Consider the following 15307-nt stretch of genomic DNA (forward strand, 5'->3'; position numbering starts at 1 on the left):
TGATTAGATAGAGCAACACCTAATAGAACATATAGATTTTTGATTCTCGCCTTACAGTTAGGCGAGATGAACTGGATAACATTATGAAAATTAAAGCACTTTCTAAGCTTAAGCCTGAAGAAGGCATCTGGATGACCGAGGTTGAAAAACCTGAAATGGGTCATAATGATCTTCTTATCCGTATTAAGAAAACTGCAATTTGTGGTACTGACGTACATATCTACAACTGGGATGAGTGGTCACAAAACACAATCCCAGTACCTATGGTAGTAGGTCACGAATACGTGGGTGAAGTTGTTGGCATCGGCCAAGAAGTTCGTGGTTTTGAAATCGGCGACCGTGTATCTGGCGAAGGCCACATCACATGTGGTCACTGTCGTAACTGTCGTGGCGGCCGTACTCACCTTTGTCGTAACACAACAGGTGTTGGTGTTAACCGCACTGGTGCGTTCTCTGAATTCCTTGTGATCCCTGCGTTCAACGCATTTAAGATCCCTGCAGAAATCTCTGACGATCTAGCATCAATCTTTGACCCGTTTGGTAACGCAGTACACACAGCGCTATCTTTCGACCTAGTAGGCGAAGACGTGCTAATCACTGGTGCTGGCCCAATCGGTATCATGGCTGCTGCTGTTGCTAAGCACGTTGGTGCTCGCCACGTTGTAATCACTGACGTAAACGAATACCGCCTAGATCTTGCTCGTCAAATGGGTGTAACTCGCGCAGTAAACGTGATGGAAGAGAAGCTTGAAGACGTAATGGCTGATCTTGGTATGACTGAAGGCTTCGATGTAGGCCTAGAAATGTCTGGTAACCCATCTGCGTTCAACAGCATGCTGACTAATATGAACCACGGCGGTAAGATCTCTCTACTAGGTATTCCACCATCAGACATGGCAGTAGACTGGAACCAAGTAATCTTCAAAGGTTTGGTTATCAAAGGTATCTACGGCCGTGAGATGTTCGAAACTTGGTACAAGATGGCAAGCTTGATTCAATCCGGCCTAGATCTAACACCAATTATTACTCACCACTACAAAGTGGACGACTTCCAGAAAGGCTTCGACATGATGCGCTCTGGTATGTCTGGTAAAGTAATTCTAGATTGGGAATAAGCCAAAGGAGTAACTACTCCCGAGCTTCCTGATTAATTAAAAATGCCTCAAAGCGATTTGGGGCATTTTTGTATCCATACTTTGTCTGTTTCTTTATCTAGGCTTCGCTAATTCCCTTCTGTCACTTAATGGCCATTTTACTGTCCAGTAATCTCTAAAATACTCAATAAGCAGTTACACCTTATTGTTTTACTATTGAAGAGAGGGCTCATGGCTTGTAAACCACTTGCACTGATAATAACTGGAATATTATTAATGCCGAATTTTGCTAGCGCTAATGTTGACATTTCGAAAGCCGAAAGTGATCAAGCAGCAGAACAGGCAGCAAAGGAACTTGCAAACCCAAACACAGCTTACGCTAGCCTCAATCTAAAGCTTCAGTATTCAGGTGGTTACGATGGAGGAGGAGGTGCTTTCGCGACCGTCTTACAGCCGACATTGCCGCTTCCAATGGATAATGGTGATAAAGTGATTTTCCGCCCGGCTATCTCTTATGTACAGAACGATTTCTATATGGATACACCAGCAAGCTCGCAGCATATGGATCAGTCCGGCGTTACAGACATCTCATTTGATTTAGCTTATGCGCCTAAAATGGAGGGCGGTACTATTGTCGCTTTCGGTCTCTTTGCTTCTTTGCCAACGGGCAGTAATGACTTAACGGCTGATCAATTTGCTGTCGGGCCTGAGTTTATGTTCGGTAAGGCGAGTAGTGAGCGAGTTGTTGGTATGTTCCCAAACCACTTGTATGGTATTTCTGGAGACGGAGCCGACCATTCTGATACTCGAATCAACAAGACATCGACACAAGTCTTTTGGGTGGAGATATTAGGAGGAGGTTGGACGATAGGTTCTGCGCCGACATTCTCGTATGACTGGAATAAGGATCAGGCGGAAATTCCGTTAAATATAAGTGTAAGCAAAACAACGGTTTTGAATGGGCGTCCTTGGAAGTTTGGAATTGAAGCGAATTATTACCTTGAGAAAGACGAAGAAACGCGTCCAGATTTTATGTTGAGCTTTAATATCAGCCCAGTTGTGGAAAATAAGCTGGCGTCTTTGTTCGATTAAGCCGTTATTTGAAATACAGTTTTAGAAACGAAAAAGGCTGAACGATCATCGTTCAGCCTTTCTTGTTGTTGCTTTAGCCATCTTTGTTTTAGAGGCTTATTAACCTAGTGCAGCAGCCTGCATGATTAGGCCACAGATGTAAGCGCCGTATGTACCCAGTGCATAACCAAGTACGGCCATTAGAATACCTACTGGAGCTAATGCTGGATGGAATGCAGCAGCTACGATAGGAGCCGATGCAGCACCGCCTACGTTCGCTTGGCTACCTACTGCCATGAAGAACAGTGGTGCACGAATTAGCTTTGCCATCACAATCATGATAATCGCGTGAATAGTTAACCAAGTGATACCGATGAAGAAGTAACCAGGGTTATCCAAAATAGCCGTGATATCCATTTGCATACCAATGGTTGCAACTAAGATGTAGATGAATGCTGAGCCTACTTTAGATGCACCACTGTGCTCAAGGCTACGTGTTGATTTGAAGCATGAAGCGATCAGCGCAAACGTAGTCACCATTACGATTAACCAAAAGAACCCAGAAGTCAGGCTGTATTGCGCTAGCTCAGGAGCGTTAGTTGAGATCCATGGTGCGATCATGTCACTGAAAAAGTGTGCTAAGCCCGTAAGACCGAATGCAATGCCCGTGATCTTCATTAGATCAGTCGTCGTCGTGGGGCGAGCGTTTTCTTCTTGGTACTTAGAAACGGTTTCTTTTAGGTCTTCGATAGATGAAGTATCGGCTTTTAACCACGCATCAATCTTCTTCTGACGGCCAGCCATAATAAGTAATATTGCCATCCAAATGTTGGCACAGATTACGTCTACAGTAATCATCGCAGAGAACAGTTGGTCGTCTACTTCAAACACTTCTTTCATTGCGGCTTGGTTTGCACCACCGCCAATCCAAGAGCCTGCAACCGTTGTTAGGCCACGCCATACATCACCAGATACAAGGTCAGGGTTTATTTGGTCGATGATCAAGATAGCCAATGGGCCACCAATGATAATACCGACAGTACCTGTCAGGAACATGATGACGGCTTTTGAACCTAGCCCAAAGATTTTACGCAGGTCCGCAGAGATGATCAGTAAAACGAGTGCACTCGGAAGCAAGTAACGGCTTGCAACAAAGTACAGTTTAGAATTCGACGCATCGATTATGCCGAAGCTGTTTAGTAAGGAGGGAATGAAGTAGCAAAGTAATAGACCCGGAACGAACGAGTAGAACTTTTTTAAAGCGCTATTTTGGCTGCTTTCAGAAACGAAAACGGCGCCAAGAATAACGGCTAACATGCCCATTATTACAGCATCATTGGTAATCATTATTATTTTCTCCTTTAAGGTGAGCGTAAACGCCTCACTTTTTGAAGTGCAGGACTATACCGATAAGCTCGATCCGTTACAAATTGTAACGATAGACATGTTTTGAAACGTTTATGTTAATTTTTACGAGTTGAATTTGTAAGTATGATGTCTTATTTATTCGGGAGGTGAATGATTGTGTGGCGAGTTGTAAGCTAGGGTTCGATATATGCAATGTAACTCAACCCATAGAAAATGGACGTTATGAATTAGCCAGATCTTTAGGTGGTTAAATTTACCGCATAATACCCACTTAACTTATGTGGTTTATGCGTCGGTGGAATGTTTCAATAATGTAAAAAATGAATTCATTTTTGCAGAGTGATTAGAAATTAAAAATAATGGGTAGATCACATAAATTCTAGGGATTACCTATCTAGAATACGCTGTCTAGGCCCATAAGGTGTTTTGTTCGGGCTTCGGGAAAGGTATGGGGAAAGAAAAAGCGGCTCAAGAGCCGCTTTTTAAATTGTGGCTAGGAACGAATGCTTAAGAGTCTTCTTCTTCAAAGCCGTCTGCATAACCTTTCGGTGGTGGTGTCCAACCACGTTCGGAGCGAGAATGTTTGTCTGAACGGTCTTTTTTCATGTCTTCTTTCATCGCTTCTTCCAGATGAATGAAGATTTGTCGGTAGTTATTGTCGTAACGCGGGTTCTCTTCCGCTTCAGCCCAAGCTTGATAGAGCTTTTCAGACTTACGGCTTTCAACACGTTGATAAGTCGATTTTTGCTGCTCAACAAAAAACGGATGATGCCCAAGAGATCGCAAGGCTTGTGCGCCCATTTCAAGTGCTGAATGGTACGTTTCAGATTCCACAAAATCGGCGCCAGCTTCTCTTAAGCGATAGCTATGACCACGGTCAAATGCACGCGCCAAGATTTTCACCTTTGGATACGTGTGTTTTACGTATTTAACTAATTCGACGCTAGAATCTTGATTGTCGATAGCGACAACAAGCATTGCAGCTTCTTCGATACCTGCGGTATGCAGTAAGTCGTGACGAGCTGCATCACCAAAGTAAGACTTGATATTGATGGAGCGCAACAAGTCCACTTGGTTTGCTTGATGATCCAATACTACCGTATTGACGTCATTTGATACTAACAAGCGGTTTACGATCTGACCAAATCGACCGATACCGGCAATGATGACTGTACCTTTCTCTTCGATTTTGTCTTCTTCTCGGTCGTTCGATTTTTGCTCGTAACGGGGCAGTATGACTTTATCAAACAGAATGAAGAGACCTGGAGTTAAGAACATGGAGAGGGCTACAACCAGTGATAGCGTTTGAACAATATCCGCAGGCAACACATGGTTCTGTGCTGAGAAGCTCAGTAGTACAAAACCAAATTCACCCGCTTGAGCCAAGCTCAATGTAAATAGCCAACGGTCGCTGTTTTTGATTTTAAAGATCAGCGCCAGTGTGAACAGCACCAATGCTTTAAGTGTCATTACGCCGAGTGTTAAACCAATGATGAGCGCAAAATCGTTAAACAAAACGCCAAAGTTGATACCTGCGCCTACTGTGATAAAGAACAATCCAAGCAATAACCCTTTAAACGGGTCAATGTTAGATTCCAGTTCGTGTCTGAACTCACTGTTTGCGAGTACCACTCCTGCCAGGAAAGTACCTAGCGCAGGCGACAGGCCAACGAGACTCATCAACGCGGCAATACCAATCACCAACATCAGTGCTGTTGCAGTGAAGATCTCGCGCAAGCCAGAACTCGCAACAAAACGAAATAATGGGCGACTTAAATAATGGCCACCTACTACCACTATCGCGATTGAAGCCGTAATAACAAGGCCATATGCCCAGCTTGGCAAACCTGCAACCAAACTGAGTTCATCATGGTGTGCAGCGGTTTGGGCGGCACTTTCTGCCAAAGCAACCAATTCAGGAAGAGCTAACAAGGGGATGAACGCCAGCATTGGGATAACGGCAATATCTTGGAATAAAAGCACCGAGAATGCGTTTTTGCCACCTTCTGTTTTAGATAGGCCTTTCTCATTGAACGTTTGTAGAACAATAGCTGTCGATGAAAGCGCAAAGATCAAACCAATAGTCAGAGCGATCGTCCAAGGTTGTTCGAAGAACAGTGCAATCCCCATCACGATAGCGGTCGTTCCGCCAACTTGAAGGCCACCAAGACCCATCAATCGGTTTCTCATCGCCCATAACATCTTAGGTTCCAGTTCTAGACCGACTAAGAACAGCATCATCACTACACCGAATTCGGCAAAGTGTTGAATGGTTGTCGTCTCTTCACCAACCAATCCAATGATAGGCCCAATCACAACGCCAGCGATTAAGTAACCAAGTACCGATCCGAGCCCAAGTCTTTTGGCGATGGGGACTGCAATCACGGCGGCCACTAAATAGATAAATGCTTGTAGAAAATATCCCGTCATTATTTAACCTCAACCATTAATTCTTTCACAATGTGGTTCAACTTTTCTGCCTTGCTGGCCCTTTTGATGTTGATATCACCTGCAACCAACGCTTTTAAAAGCGTTCTGTAACTATCGACATGTTGTTGAATACGGTTTTCTTCTAATGCGGTACGAGAACCAAAAAGCGCAAAAGGTGCAAGATAGTTCATTCCACACAAAGAGGCGGTTTGTTCAATTGGGTGAAGCAGTTCTCGAATGGTGAAATGGTTGTAGCCATCGCTTTGGTACGCATCTTTCTTACCGCCAGCGGTGATGCAACACAGTAAATTTTTGCCTTGTAATTCGTTGCCATCGGTTCCGTAAGCGAAACCATATTCAAGAACGAGATCTTGCCACTCTTTAAGAATTGCTGGTGTTGAGTACCAATATAAAGGGAACTGAAAAATGATGATGTCATGGTCCAACAGGCGTTTTTGTTCACGATCGATGTTGATTTTGAAGGTCGGATATTCGGCATAGAGATCGACACACGTGACACCGTCAACGCGTTTGGCTTGCTCAAATAAGGGTTTGTTAGCTTCAGAGCGATGCTGAGAAGGGTGGGCGAATAGCACCAAGACTCGATTTTTCGACATATAGCCCTCTTTGTCCATTAACGAATAATATTTATTGGAATTATAGATATACAATAATAGAAGAATGGTTGAACAACAACGAATTAGCCCATACTTATCTATTTAGATGCGTGTGTTTTTAGGTACTTAATTATATAAAACATCCGTCAATTTGAGTATTCCCGGCACAAGCCGCCGATGACTGAGTAAAACTAATTATTCACGAATAGTAAAAGCGAATATGGACATTTTATGTCACCGTTGGCGGGTAACGTAAATAATTCAATAACCCTACATAGAACAACAATGAATAAAGGAAAAACTATGAGCATGGACTTGCGTCAACAATGTGATTTGTTGCTTTCCGGTCACCTAGAACCGACTCCAGCACAAACATTCGCTCAGATGGCTGAATGGTGTGAAACGCATGATGTCACTCACGATAGCTACGGCGATGGCGAGTTTATCGAGAGTTTTGAAAAAAAAGTTGCCGATTTACTCGGTTATGAAGCGGCTGTGTTTGTTATTACGGGCACCATGAACCAACCAACTGCATTAGAAATTGCGTGCCAAGAGAAAAGAAACCCAGTAGTGGCGATGCATGAATCGAGTCATATTATGCGCCATGAACGCCAAGGATATCAGCTACAAAACCGCTTCAACGTACTTCCAGTAGGTAACGTATTTCGCACTTGGAATGTTGATGACTTAAAGGCGTGGCCTGATGAGATTGCAGCCGCTCTATATGAATTACCCATGCGTGAAATCGGCGGCCAATTACCAGAATGGGGTGAGCTTGAAGCTATAAAGCAGTACTGCAAAGAACAATCGATTCATCTGCATATGGATGGTGCGCGTTTGTGGGAATGTGGTGCGTATTATCAAAAGCCATATAACGAGATCGCTAAAGGGTTCGATTCCGCTTATGTCTCTTTATACAAAGGGTTAAATGGTCTTGGCGGTTCACTCTTGTTGGGCGATAAAGCCTTTGTAGAAAAAGCATCGGCGTGGATGAAGCGTCAAGGTGGCAATGTTTATCACCGCACGCCTTATGTGGTGTCAGCAGCAATGCAGTTTGACGAACGGTTAGCCTTGATGCCTTCGTTATTTGAGCGAACAAAGCAGATCTACCAAATCTTATTAGACTATCCTCAGTTCACGGTAAATCCGCAGCAACCTCAGGTCAACATGCTTCATCTATATTTACCTGTGAGCTATGAAGACGGCATTATTGTGAGAGATAACATAGCGAAGAAACATAAGATTTGGATAGGAAACCCAGCTATTAGCGAATTACCAAACCAATGTAAGATTGAATGGTATGTTGGTGATAACTTATTAAATTTGCCTGATCATGAGCTGATCGACATTCTAGATTTTATTAGCGAAGAGCTGATTTGATTACAGAAGATCTGACTACAGAATAACTGATCGAATTGGAATTGAAATGGATACAGGAAAGGGTTCCGGTATCCATTCTTGCAATCTAGTGTCTACTATATGCACTAGGATAACAGGCTCTGTTACATATACTGGTTGATGTACACGTCAACTAAGAACATGAATACAGGAACCGTACTGAGAAGTCCGAAGAAGACGATTGGCACCCAGTTTTTTATTTTCTTTTTAGGTTGCTCAGTGTTGTTCATAAATTCGGCCTTCAATTAGTTGTTGAGTCGCACTGCTTGCTACAATTTCCGATACGCTATGAATAGATGAGCGTGGGGAACTGTTTAACAGCAGGTTATAGTTACGTTTATGGTATCAAATAAAATGGTTGAGCCCTATGCGGATTTGACGTTTCGTGGCGTACATCAATTACAGAAAATGTAGGCGATTCATTAGCAGTTCATAAAGACTCAACAATAATGAACCTATTAGAACAAATATTGCCTTACTCGGCATATTAAATAAACAGTATTCAAAGATTTGGAGAAGACAACATGAGAACAATAGGAAACATCATTTGGTTTCTATTTGGTGGTGTATTTATGGGACTGGCTTGGTGGTTCTTCGGACTGCTCGCATTCCTCACCATCGTTGGTATTCCATGGGGTAGAGCGTGTTTTGTAATGGGTAATTTCTCATTCTTCCCATTCGGCCAAGAAGCGATTTCACGTGATGAACTGACTAATGAAACTGACATTGGCACCAGTCCACTCGGTATGATCGGTAACATCATTTGGTTCTTATTTGCGGGAATCTGGCTTGCGATTGGTCACATCATGTCAGCAGTAGCGTGTTTCATTACTATCATCGGTATTCCGTTTGCGATTCAGCATCTTAAGTTAGCGGTTATCTCATTAGCGCCAATCGGTAAAACGGTTGTCGACAAGCGTGAAGCAGAAGCTGCACGAGTAAGAAACTATAAAGGTTAATTCCTACAGATACGTTTGTTATTTCCAATTAAGAAGCACATCGTAATGATGTGCTTCTTTTGGTTCTCTGGTCTGTGAATTTACAAGGGAATTAGGGATTAAACGTTATTGAACAAAACTTCTAACCTAAGCGTGATATTGGCTTCTTCAATGTGTTTCTCGTAAGGTTCGCGCTCCCATTGGTAACGAGGGGTGAGTTCATAAAATAACCACTCTTTCCATACGTTTTCCCGGTAAGTAATCGACACTTGTGAGTATTCATAATGATTGTAAGGTTCATTGGTTGCTGTAATCGTCGCGCTATATTGCAGAGCTTGATCTTGAGAAAGGTAATGATATAAGGTCAAGCCTGAGCCATATTCCCATCCTTTTAAGTCATCGTTATAACCTGCAAAGTTCGACCATCGAGCCAAGAAATCATCACTTAGTGAAAGATCAAAATCGATATCGGTGATCTCTCCAGTTTTCTGTTTTTCTTGGTAAACACGTTGGGTAAACCTGAACACAGCATCTGTGGTCAAAGGGTAGGTAAAACGGTAGCGGGCTTCAATTCGTGGACGTAATGTCGCTTTTATATTGAAGCTACTATAGCCTTTTGCATAAGCGTCATAGCGTAAACCTAATGCACTTTCTAATTCTTCTGAGTCGTTAGGAAAAAAATCCAAGAACTCTTCATCACTGACAGATTCATATATTAATTTAAGGCGTTTACTCACAAAAGGAAGGTGTAAACGAGCTTTAAGCTTTGTGGAGTATTCTACTTCGCCACCCTCGGAGTAAATGAAATCGTTGTACCAACGGACTGACGTACCAGCTCTTGCATCTTCGGTAATGCGGTCATCGACAAAAAAATTGTCAAACCACAGTGCAGGTTGGCAAAATTTACTGTTTAGGAAGTGGTAGGCTTTTTCGACAGGCACATCTTCTAACGGCTGGCTGTGGCACTCGTTTTGTTCCTCTGCCTGAGCAGAGTAGGAGACGAGTGAAGCCAATAATGAAGTGTTAACTATCCAACGACTCAATGGAACCTGTTTGTTATTTGACATATCAATAGGTTAACTATAACCAAGCGATAGAAATAATGCGACTTTTTAGTGGTTTATAACGGTTATCAAAATAAAGACGGGCAAAAGAAAACGGACTCAAAAGATGAGTCCGTTTGTGTTTATATTGATTTGTGTCTAGAACCACATTGAACTGAAAAACGCCAACAGATACTAGGATCTAGATTACATTGCTGCTTCAAAGATCGCTGAAATTTCTTCGTGAGTCGCTTGTTTAGGGTTAGTAAAACCACAAGCGTCTTTTAGCGCATTGTCTGAAAGTGTTGGGATGTCTTCCAGTTTAGCACCAAGCTGTGCGATGCCTGTTGGAATGTTCACGTCGTTTGCTAGTTGAACAATTGAATTGATAGCGGCTTCTGCACCTTGTTCTGGTGTCATACCTTCAACATTTACGCCCATAGCTTTGGCTACGTCACGTAGGCGCTCAGGACAAACCTGCGCGTTGTAACGTTGAACGTGTGGAAGCAAGATAGCGTTACATACACCGTGTGGAAGGTCGTAGAAACCACCTAGTTGGTGAGCCATTGCATGAACGTAACCCAGTGAAGCATTGTTGAACGCCATACCCGCCATGAACTGCGCGTAAGCCATTTGCTCACGAGCTTCAATATCATCGCCATGTGCAACTGCTGTTCTCAGGTGAGCTTGTACAAGTTCAATCGCTTTGATTGCTACGGCATCTGTAATTGGGGTTGCTGCGATAGAAACGTAAGCTTCAATTGCGTGTGTTAATGCATCCATACCCGTAGCTGCAGTTAATGATGCAGGCTTAGCAAGCATTAACTCAGGATCGTTTACTGAGATAAGTGGTGTTGTGTGCTTGTCAACGATAGCCATTTTAATGTGGCGAGCTTCATCTGTAATGATACAGAAGCGAGTCATTTCAGATGCTGTACCTGCTGTAGTATTAATAGCAATTAATGGCATCATTGGCTTTTCAGACTGATCAACGCCTTCATAATCTGAAATTTTTCCGCCGTTAGAAGCAACCAGTGCGATACCTTTTGCACAATCGTGCGGAGAGCCACCACCTAGAGAAACAACAAAGTCACAATCATTGTCAGTAAGCAGCTCAAGACCGTCTTTAACGTTAGTGGTGGTTGGGTTTGGTTGAGTGCCATCGAAGATAACGGCTTCAACGCCACGTTGACTAAGAAGGTCTTGTACCTGTTTTACTACACCAATTTGGTTAAGGATCTTATCCGTAACGATCAGACCTTTTTTGAAGCCTTGAGACTGAATGCTATCAGCAGCATCTTTCAAACAGCCAGTACCCATGAAGTTGATTGTAGGGATATAAAATGCAGTAGACATTGGAAAACTCCGTTAATTATGATTTTTTAATTTCCTATATGTTGTCGGCAATCAAGTGGTCGACCATTGATCTGGAACAACTTTGATTCCGAACTACCACTTTGTGGCTATGCGTTGTGATAGGGCTCATATAGCAATCGTTTTTATGGTTTTCTTATGTGTTTATTGTCACTAATGGATATCGAACCATTGATTGATTTAAGAGCAGAATGGAGCTCTATAACCATGAAAAGTAAAGACTATTCACTCAAACTCGGTTCAAGTTCAGTTTGTGTCGATGGTTTGCTTGAGTCATCGTTACCTTCAATTTGAAGTTGTTGTGGCTCATCGGTATCTAAGGCGTCAGGGGTGCTTTCTGGTTCTTCATCATAATATTTAACAAGGAACGGGGTTAGCATTACGGATGACGGTAAGAAGTGCTTCATGGTACCTCCCGGTACTTAGGTGTATTTCTTGTATGGTATTGGTTTAATATGTGGCAAAATTTGCGATACATCATGACTTGCTGCTTGTTTTCTATAAATTCGTAGAACTATATTCAGGCTCACAAAATTGATAGTAGAATGCACACTTGGCCTTTGAGGCAACGAGAAAATAAATACAAGCACTGCTCAACAGCGCGAATAATAGGAAATAGAATGAAGTACGATTGGATATTTTTTGATGCGGATGAAACCTTGTTCCACTTTGATGCATTTCAAGGAATGAAGTTGATGTTTTCACGCTTTGGTGTGACGTTCAATGAGCAAGATTATTCGGATTATCAAAAAGTTAATTTGCCACTTTGGGTTGATTACCAAGATGGGAGAATTACCGCTGCTCAGCTTAAACATACGCGCTTCGAAGGTTGGGCTGAAAAGCTAGACACAACGACTGCGACTCTCAACAGTGCATTTTTAAATGCAATGGCTGATATTTGTACCTTGCTTCCTGGCGCGAAAGAGTTGATGGAGTCTTTAAAAGGCAAAGTGAACATGGGGATCATTACTAATGGTTTCACCGAGCTACAGTCAATCCGTTTAGAGCGAACTGGAATGACTGAATATTTCGACCACGTCATCATTTCTGAGGAAGTGGGTGTTGCTAAGCCTGATGCAGAGATCTTCGAACATGCACACAAGCTTATTGGATTGCCATCGAAACAAAGAATACTGATGGTAGGGGATAACCCACACTCTGATATTTTAGGTGGATTAGATTTTGGTATTGAAACTTGTTGGCTAAATAGCCAAGAAAAAGCAACGCCAGATGGAATTGATCCTCACTACCAAGTTAAGTCTCTGTCTGACCTACAAGCCCTTCTGTTCGCATAGTCGTTAGTGATTTTTTGACTTCATAGCGACCCATCAATAGCCAAATGCAACACTGTATTTGGCTAGTTATGTCGAATTTGATTGGCTATTAAAATTAAAATTAAAACTAAAAAAGGAAGAGTTGTGCTGAAAACTCATCGCTATAGCTGCTATGGCATTGCTGCCATTTTATTGTGGAGCTGCTTAATCGCGCTGTCTCGCAGCGTTTCAGAACAACTGGGCCCAATTGGTGGCGCGGCCAGTCTTTATACAGTGAGCGCACTGTTGTTGGTCTGCGTTATGGGTTTACCTAAGCTATCACGCTTCTCTAAATCGTACTTGATGATAGGTGGTGCATTATTCGTTTGCTACGAGATCTGCTTGGCTCTGGCTTTAGGAATGGCAAACAACCGACATCAAGCTTTAGAGATGGCCGTTATCAATTACCTTTGGCCTGCATTGACGGTGTTGTTTGCGGTACTGCTGAGCGACAAAAAGATCAATTGGTTGGTTTATCCAAGTATCTTTTTGGCATTTTTTGGTGTGGCTTGGAGCATCAGTGGTGATCACGGTCTTTCTGTCGATCAAATTGCTGCGAATATTGCGACGAATCCTAAAACGTATTCTATGGCGTTCTTTGGTGCGATTATTTGGGCGGTATATTGTAATTACACCCAGCGTGTTGCCAAAGGGCAGAATGCGATCGTGCTTTTCTTTATCGCTACGGCGATCACTCTGTGGATCAAATACGCATTGAGTGATGAAACCGGCATGGTAATGACAACAGGTGCAGCTATTGACTTAGTGCTTGCTGGAGTTTGTATGGGCGCAGGCTACGCGCTTTGGAATACGGCAATACTGGGAGGCAATATGGTTTTTCTCGCGACTATGTCTTACTTTACGCCAATCTTTGCGACCTTACTTTCTTCTGTTATTTTAGGTTTGTCATTGAGTATGACTTTTTTGCAGGGTGTTTGTATGGTTACCGTTGGTTCACTGGCTTGCTGGTGGGTAACCAGAGAAAAGCCGACGGCAAAGGCATCGGCTTCTGAAAAGGCTTCATCTCAGTCTTAATTTGAGTTTATGTTCTAGCGTGAGGACTGTCCTCATTTGTTAGGTGGAAGTTTAACTCGCTATATTGAGATTTAGTTGAAGCTCATAAGGCATGTTAGATAGGCGTCGCTTAAGTTGGCGGCGCGTACGTTCAATATCATCGACAGCAATAGCTTGTTGATCGTTGCTATGGATATCAACGTTAATTCTTAGTTCAGGCCCAACCTTCGTTACACCCATTAACTCTAAATCTTGCTCAGCATCTTTGTCTACTGCGATCACATTCTTATCTACTGCGTCACAAATATCTTTGGTTGCTGACATCATTAACAATTCGCGCATTGCTTCTCTTAGCATGTCGAAAGGTACTTTGATGAAGTAGAAAGACATAAGTAACATCATCATTGGATCTGCATATACTGCATATTCTGCCAACGGAGAAAATGTAATTACCCAAGCCGCCACGAAACCTGCTGTTACCGCTACACTCAGCAGCGTATCCATTTGCCACTGTTTAGACTCAGCTTGAATCAGTCCTGAAGATATACGCTTACTCTTATTAGCGATGTACCACCAAGCGTAACCACAGCCCAACACGTTAAAAATACCAAACAGAGTGGCGATAGAAGCGTCTACTTCACGACCGCCTGTCATTAAGGCACCAATCGCTGAGTAAAGTGAATAACCAACCACAAGCAGAATAACAACAGCTTTAATTGCGATAACAATCGGTTCGATGATTGCTCGACCAAATGGGAACTCAGTGTCTGAAGGGCGGTTAATGTATTTCGAAGCAGCTAGTGACAATAAAGTTAACAGTAAGCTGATAAGAGAATAAACACCGTCAAATACTATGACTATCGAGCCAACGAGAAGACCCAACACCAATCCGCCAACTGCGAAGCCTGATGCTAAAAGGGCTGAGAACAATAGTACTCGATTTTCGTTTTGGCTTTTCCTGTCACACATAAAATTTTCCAGATGTTTTTGATAACTTCATTGTTCTAATATTGAGCTAACTTTACAAACCTTATCTGGTTACGTTTATAAGTCTTATTTGAAACGCCTATTTAATTCTTTGTAATTCAAATGTTTAAGTCTAATTCTGGGTGCCAATAAAACTGACGTTGACTGTTTTTTGGGGATGATGTGCAAGTGAAATTAGATCGTTTATGATTAATAAAACATATCAGTTGCAAGCATCCTATGGTTTGTGGGATTGGGCTGTGATTACAAAGGAGTGAATAAATATGAAGTTTGACGATGTCAGCGATAACGAGTTATGGGTGATTGCTAACCCAATTATGGATAACTTGATGGAAGGTTCAACCAAGGTTGATCATGCTCAGCATTGCCGAGATTTTACTCAGCGAATGAAAGATATTGTTACGCCTGAATACTTAGAAAAGGTGTGCCACCATTATCAGCACAGCAATGGTTTTTTTGCTGAACGTGAGTCTGTCGCGCTGTTTAGGCGTTCTGACTCAATCGCCTTTGTGTGGAAGCAAGCCTACACAATTGCTAAAGGTGAGTTTGTGGCTGAGATGGTATTGGTTGAAGAAGACGGTCGTTACTTAGTTGATCATGTAATGGTTTTCTAGCTTCTAGCTTTGGATATAGAAGATATAGACTTATAAATCAAAAGTA

The 15307-nt window shown here is 42.5% G+C and carries 15 protein-coding genes; 7 read left to right on the forward strand and 8 right to left on the reverse strand.

Going from position 1 to position 15307, the window contains the following annotated elements; all coding sequences use genetic code 11:
• The first annotated feature begins 83 nt into the window (after positions 1–83).
• Complete coding sequence (gene tdh / locus OCV36_RS18535) at positions 84–1115, forward strand: L-threonine 3-dehydrogenase (protein WP_004730216.1); 1032 nt, start codon at positions 84–86, stop codon at positions 1113–1115.
• Between the two features lie 210 nt (positions 1116–1325).
• Positions 1326–2186 carry a hypothetical protein gene (locus OCV36_RS18540; protein WP_135457579.1) on the forward strand — a complete coding sequence of 287 codons (861 nt, stop codon included), beginning with the start codon at positions 1326–1328 and terminating at the stop codon, positions 2184–2186.
• Positions 2187–2285: 99 nt separating this feature from the next.
• Here OCV36_RS18540 and OCV36_RS18545 read toward each other — a convergent pair whose 3' ends face one another.
• The 3 genes from OCV36_RS18545 to OCV36_RS18555 all read right to left on the reverse strand — a co-directional run bounded on the left by OCV36_RS18545 (position 2286) and on the right by OCV36_RS18555 (position 6580).
• A complete protein-coding gene (locus OCV36_RS18545) occupies positions 2286–3512 on the reverse strand; it encodes a DUF819 family protein (protein ID WP_017075776.1) in 1227 nt (408 codons plus the stop codon).
• Positions 3513–4040: 528 nt separating this feature from the next.
• Complete coding sequence (locus tag OCV36_RS18550) at positions 4041–5963, reverse strand: monovalent cation:proton antiporter-2 (CPA2) family protein (RefSeq protein ID WP_135457581.1); 1923 nt, start codon at positions 5961–5963, stop codon at positions 4041–4043.
• Complete coding sequence (locus tag OCV36_RS18555) at positions 5963–6580, reverse strand: NAD(P)H-dependent oxidoreductase (RefSeq protein WP_029225147.1); 618 nt, start codon at positions 6578–6580, stop codon at positions 5963–5965. Before OCV36_RS18555 ends, OCV36_RS18550 begins: the two co-directional genes overlap by 1 nt.
• A gap of 303 nt (positions 6581–6883) precedes the next feature.
• Between OCV36_RS18555 and OCV36_RS18560 the strand changes: the two genes are divergently transcribed.
• Positions 6884–7960, forward strand: coding sequence for a threonine aldolase family protein (locus OCV36_RS18560; RefSeq protein ID WP_135457660.1), 1077 nt, complete (start codon positions 6884–6886; stop codon positions 7958–7960).
• A 122-nt stretch (positions 7961–8082) separates the two neighbouring features.
• Here OCV36_RS18560 and OCV36_RS18565 read toward each other — a convergent pair whose 3' ends face one another.
• On the reverse strand, positions 8083–8208 hold the full coding sequence (locus OCV36_RS18565) for a hypothetical protein (RefSeq protein ID WP_017075772.1): 126 nt from the start codon (positions 8206–8208) through the stop codon (positions 8083–8085).
• 294 nt (positions 8209–8502) lie between these two features.
• On the opposite strand from OCV36_RS18565, the gene OCV36_RS18570 reads away from it, so the two are divergent.
• Positions 8503–8937, forward strand: a complete 435-nt coding sequence (locus OCV36_RS18570) for a YccF domain-containing protein (protein WP_017075771.1) — start codon at positions 8503–8505, stop codon at positions 8935–8937.
• A gap of 98 nt (positions 8938–9035) precedes the next feature.
• Here OCV36_RS18570 and OCV36_RS18575 read toward each other — a convergent pair whose 3' ends face one another.
• From OCV36_RS18575 to OCV36_RS18585, 3 genes are all read right to left on the reverse strand, one after another.
• Positions 9036–9959 carry a hypothetical protein gene (locus tag OCV36_RS18575; protein ID WP_135457662.1) on the reverse strand — a complete coding sequence of 308 codons (924 nt, stop codon included), beginning with the start codon at positions 9957–9959 and terminating at the stop codon, positions 9036–9038.
• 207 nt (positions 9960–10166) lie between these two features.
• Entirely contained in the window at positions 10167–11315 is a 1149-nt protein-coding gene (gene yiaY / locus OCV36_RS18580; RefSeq protein WP_017075769.1) for an L-threonine dehydrogenase, read from the reverse strand.
• Between the two features lie 239 nt (positions 11316–11554).
• Complete coding sequence (locus OCV36_RS18585) at positions 11555–11740, reverse strand: hypothetical protein (protein WP_017075768.1); 186 nt, start codon at positions 11738–11740, stop codon at positions 11555–11557.
• A 213-nt stretch (positions 11741–11953) separates the two neighbouring features.
• On the opposite strand from OCV36_RS18585, the gene yjjG reads away from it, so the two are divergent.
• Both yjjG and yddG read left to right on the forward strand, forming a co-directional pair.
• Positions 11954–12628 (forward strand): pyrimidine 5'-nucleotidase, encoded by a 675-nt coding sequence (yjjG, locus tag OCV36_RS18590; protein ID WP_135457584.1) that lies wholly within the window; start codon positions 11954–11956, stop codon positions 12626–12628.
• A 123-nt stretch (positions 12629–12751) separates the two neighbouring features.
• Complete coding sequence (yddG, locus tag OCV36_RS18595) at positions 12752–13681, forward strand: aromatic amino acid DMT transporter YddG (RefSeq protein ID WP_135457586.1); 930 nt, start codon at positions 12752–12754, stop codon at positions 13679–13681.
• 51 nt (positions 13682–13732) lie between these two features.
• Here the strand turns inward: yddG and OCV36_RS18600 are convergent, their stop codons facing one another.
• Complete coding sequence (locus OCV36_RS18600; RefSeq protein ID WP_102554138.1) at positions 13733–14629, reverse strand: cation diffusion facilitator family transporter; 897 nt, start codon at positions 14627–14629, stop codon at positions 13733–13735.
• Between the two features lie 281 nt (positions 14630–14910).
• Between OCV36_RS18600 and OCV36_RS18605 the strand changes: the two genes are divergently transcribed.
• Complete coding sequence (locus OCV36_RS18605; protein WP_102554139.1) at positions 14911–15261, forward strand: hypothetical protein; 351 nt, start codon at positions 14911–14913, stop codon at positions 15259–15261.
• Positions 15262–15307 lie beyond the last annotated feature (46 nt).

The sequence above is a fragment of the Vibrio echinoideorum genome, from assembly GCF_024347455.1.
Classification (GTDB): domain Bacteria; phylum Pseudomonadota; class Gammaproteobacteria; order Enterobacterales; family Vibrionaceae; genus Vibrio; species Vibrio echinoideorum.

What these genes read in the sequence shown, in the direction of transcription:
- yiaY (WP_017075769.1), bottom strand. Translation starts at nt 11,315, where the DNA reads ATGTCTACTGCATTTTATATCCCTACAATCAACTTCATGGGTACTGGC.
- OCV36_RS18555 (WP_029225147.1), bottom strand. Translation starts at nt 6,580, where the DNA reads ATGTCGAAAAATCGAGTCTTGGTGCTATTCGCCCACCCTTCTCAGCAT.
- OCV36_RS18550 (WP_135457581.1), bottom strand. Translation starts at nt 5,963, where the DNA reads ATGACGGGATATTTTCTACAAGCATTTATCTATTTAGTGGCCGCCGTG.
- OCV36_RS18540 (WP_135457579.1), top strand. Translation starts at nt 1,326, where the DNA reads ATGGCTTGTAAACCACTTGCACTGATAATAACTGGAATATTATTAATG.
- yjjG (WP_135457584.1), top strand. Translation starts at nt 11,954, where the DNA reads ATGAAGTACGATTGGATATTTTTTGATGCGGATGAAACCTTGTTCCAC.
- OCV36_RS18545 (WP_017075776.1), bottom strand. Translation starts at nt 3,512, where the DNA reads ATGATTACCAATGATGCTGTAATAATGGGCATGTTAGCCGTTATTCTT.
- OCV36_RS18600 (WP_102554138.1), bottom strand. Translation starts at nt 14,629, where the DNA reads ATGTGTGACAGGAAAAGCCAAAACGAAAATCGAGTACTATTGTTCTCA.
- OCV36_RS18560 (WP_135457660.1), top strand. Translation starts at nt 6,884, where the DNA reads ATGAGCATGGACTTGCGTCAACAATGTGATTTGTTGCTTTCCGGTCAC.
- OCV36_RS18605 (WP_102554139.1), top strand. Translation starts at nt 14,911, where the DNA reads ATGAAGTTTGACGATGTCAGCGATAACGAGTTATGGGTGATTGCTAAC.
- OCV36_RS18570 (WP_017075771.1), top strand. Translation starts at nt 8,503, where the DNA reads ATGAGAACAATAGGAAACATCATTTGGTTTCTATTTGGTGGTGTATTT.
- OCV36_RS18585 (WP_017075768.1), bottom strand. Translation starts at nt 11,740, where the DNA reads ATGAAGCACTTCTTACCGTCATCCGTAATGCTAACCCCGTTCCTTGTT.
- tdh (WP_004730216.1), top strand. Translation starts at nt 84, where the DNA reads ATGAAAATTAAAGCACTTTCTAAGCTTAAGCCTGAAGAAGGCATCTGG.
- OCV36_RS18565 (WP_017075772.1), bottom strand. Translation starts at nt 8,208, where the DNA reads ATGAACAACACTGAGCAACCTAAAAAGAAAATAAAAAACTGGGTGCCA.